This is a genomic window from Micromonospora sp. ATA51 (assembly GCF_016802855.1).
GTDB classification, from domain to species: domain Bacteria; phylum Actinomycetota; class Actinomycetes; order Mycobacteriales; family Micromonosporaceae; genus Micromonospora; species Micromonospora sicca.
The window spans coordinates 1-2779 of record NZ_JAEVHJ010000525.1 but is presented as its reverse complement, the minus strand read 5'-3'; the positions used below and the strand labels follow the sequence as shown (position 1 = coordinate 2779).

Below are 2779 nucleotides of genomic sequence, written 5' to 3'. Positions count from 1 at the left end.
CCGCGCGTCGCGGTCGCCACGGCGGCCCGTTCCCACTCGTCCGCGCCGCCGCGCGGTGGCGTCCCGCTCGACGGCGACGGTACGGCGAGCCCGCTCGGCCGCGTCGGCCAGGTCGTGCACGTGCCGTTCCAGGTCGGCGAGCTGCTCGTGGGACTGGTAGGCCGCCGAGCTCTTCAGGCTGTCCAGGTGCGCGCGCAGGCGACCCGGTTCGCCTTCGACGGCCCGCAGCCGCGCGGTGGCCGCGGTCTCGGACTCGGCCGCCACGACGGCCTCCTGACGCGCGTCGGCCAACGCCGCGGACCGGCCGGTGACCGCGTCCCGGCGCCCGGTCAGCAGGTCGGCCGCCGCGCGAGCGTGGGTGCGCAGGTAGGTCGAGTAGACGGCGAGGAAGGCGGCGGTGGCGGCGTCCGCCGCGGCCAGCCCTTCGAGCGTACGGGCGACGGCCTCCATGTCGTCGAACGAGCGGGCGGCCTCCACAAGCAGGTGGTCCTCGACCGGCCGCAGCCCGCGCTGCAGGGTGCGGGAGAGTTCGACCGGGTTGAGGTCCTTGGCCAACTGCGGCTTGCGCAGCGTCAGCACCAGGTCGAGCAGCTGCTCGTAGCGGGCCGGGCCGAGGCCGAACAGCCGGGCGTCGACGAGATGCCGGTAGTCCTCCGGCGAGTCCCGCACCGCGTCGGCGCCGAGCTGGTCGATCAGGTCGCGCCGGGTCAGCGGCCGGTCGTCTGTGTCGAGCAGGGAGAAGTCCACGCCGATCCGGCCGTCGGTGACGAAGTGCCAGCGGGTCACCCGGTCGACGTGCCGGTGGGCGCGCAGTCCGATGCCGACCGTCACGTACGAGTCGCCGTCGCCGAACTCCATCCACACGTACGCGTGGGCCACCTCCTGCCCGCGGTAGAGCAGGTTCGACTTCATCGTCCGGTCCTCGCTGGCGAACGGGTTGAGCCGGCGCGGCTCGATCCGCCCGTCGAGCACGAACGGGAAGAGGACCTCCAGCGCCTTCGTCTTGCCGGAGCCGTTCGGCCCGCGCAGCACCAACCACCCGTCGACGAAGAGGAACTCCTCGTCGCGGTAGTCCCACAGGTTGATGATCCCGGCCCGGGTGGGCGCGAAGCGGCGGACGGCGCGTTGTTCGATCATGAAGGCTTCCAAGGTCAGAAGAGGGTCTCGGTGGCGGCCCGTTGCCGGACCGCGGCGACGGTGTGGCGGTAGCGGCCCACCAGCGGCTGGACCAGGACGCCGCCCGGCACGCGGATGACCGCGGCGAACCGTTCCAGCAACGCCACCGCCTCGGTACGCAGCCGCTCCGGGTCGGCGTGCCACTGGGCCCCGAACGCGGACCCGTACCGTCGCAGAATCTCCCCGACCGCGTCCCGCAGGAAGCTGTCGTGATGAGGGGAAGGCGGCCCTCGCCGGTCGCGTCGACCGGGTCGTCCCCGGTCGGGGGCAGCGACACCGCGTCGTCGAGCAGCACCTGCGTGGCGGTTGGCAGGCCGGCGTCGAGCTGGTCGACCAGCGCGCGTTGCCGGGCGTGCGGGTCGGGCGGGGCGAGCCGCCGGACCCGGCGGCCGTCCGGGTCGAGGGCCCGGTCGGCCATCTCGACGGCGAGCAGCACGGCGGCCTGCGCCACCGAACCGGTGCCCGGGAACCGTTCGACGGTGAAGCCCGTGGTGTCCACCAGCAGCACGCCCTCGGCGCGTCGCTCCAGCCGAAGCCCGGTCAGCCGGACCAGGTCGGCGGCGAGCGCCGCGCCCCGCAGGTGGTTGGCGACCGCCGGCTCGACGTCGGTCAGATAAACCACCGGGCCCTCCACCACCGCCCGTCGGGCGACCTGGGCGGCCTGACGCCGCTCGGCGTTGCCGCTGCTGGCCATCGTCCGGTCCAGCAGCGCTGTCACCGACTCGACATGCTGCAGGACACGGGTCGGGCGGAACAGCGCGAGCACGACGTCCCGCGCCACGTCGTACAGCGCCTCACCCGCACCGGGGTCGCTGGCCCAGGCGGCGCTGGAACCGTCGGCGAGCCGGAGCACACCGCGCTCCTCCAGCCAGCCGACGGCGTCCACGAACGCCCGCCGGTCCGCGCCGTGGTCCGGGTCCAGCCCCAGGCCGGTGATCCGGTTCGCGTCGGCGGCCACCGAGTCCGCCAGCTCGCTGAGGGTGATCTGGATGCCGGCGCGGCCCAGCACCGCAAGGCACAACGCCAGGTACGCGTACCGCTGGCGGTCGAACGCGCGGCCGGTGCGCGACAGCGCCGGCTGGGTCGGATCCAACCGGTCCTTCGCCCGGACCAGCCGTGCCGTGGCGCCGTGCAACTCCAGCCGGTAGCCGAACGCCTCGGACAGGTCCCGGCGCAGGGTCGCCGCGAACCGCCGGACCCGTGGCAGCGCCCGCTCGTCCGGCCAGGTCGCCGTAATCAGCGGGTGGCGCAGCACCAGCCGGACGGCGCGCTGGTAGTCGGCCAGTTCCAGGTCGCTGATGTCGGCGGCGAACCGGTGACGGGTCGGTTCGGTCATGCCGAGACCAGCTCCGGGCGGCGGACCGCGGTGTGCGTCGCGGCGGTCACGCTCAGCGCATACCCGTCGAGGTGGAGACGGCCGGCGGTGGTGGCCATCGTGGTGAACCGACCCGGCGTCGGGGTGAGGGTGAGCCGGACGCCGTGCGCGGCCGCGGCCAGCGGCGCCGGCGCGGCGCGCCGACCCGGGCGGCGAGCGCGATGTCGAGCAGGCGCAGCAGGACGCCGGTCTGCGCCTCGTCCAGCCGGTGTCCCGGCGAGGCCCTCC

At 74.7% G+C, this 2779-nt stretch carries 2 protein-coding genes and 2 pseudogenes; all 4 read right to left on the bottom strand.

What is annotated here, in order from left to right; genetic code table 11:
• Positions 1–1137, bottom strand: a pseudogene (locus JNW87_RS37145) (TIGR02680 family protein); the annotation flags it as partial.
• Positions 1138–1151: 14 nt separating this feature from the next.
• The gene (locus tag JNW87_RS40110; protein ID WP_255544806.1) at positions 1152–1283 is read right to left on the bottom strand and encodes a hypothetical protein; all 132 of its coding nucleotides are present in this window, start codon (positions 1281–1283) and stop codon (positions 1152–1154) included.
• A gap of 338 nt (positions 1284–1621) precedes the next feature.
• Positions 1622–2512 (bottom strand): annotated as a pseudogene (locus JNW87_RS37140) (DUF2398 family protein); the annotation flags it as partial.
• 52 nt (positions 2513–2564) lie between these two features.
• A partial coding sequence (locus tag JNW87_RS37135; protein WP_238455329.1) for a hypothetical protein occupies positions 2565–2779 on the bottom strand: 215 nt, incomplete at its 5' end.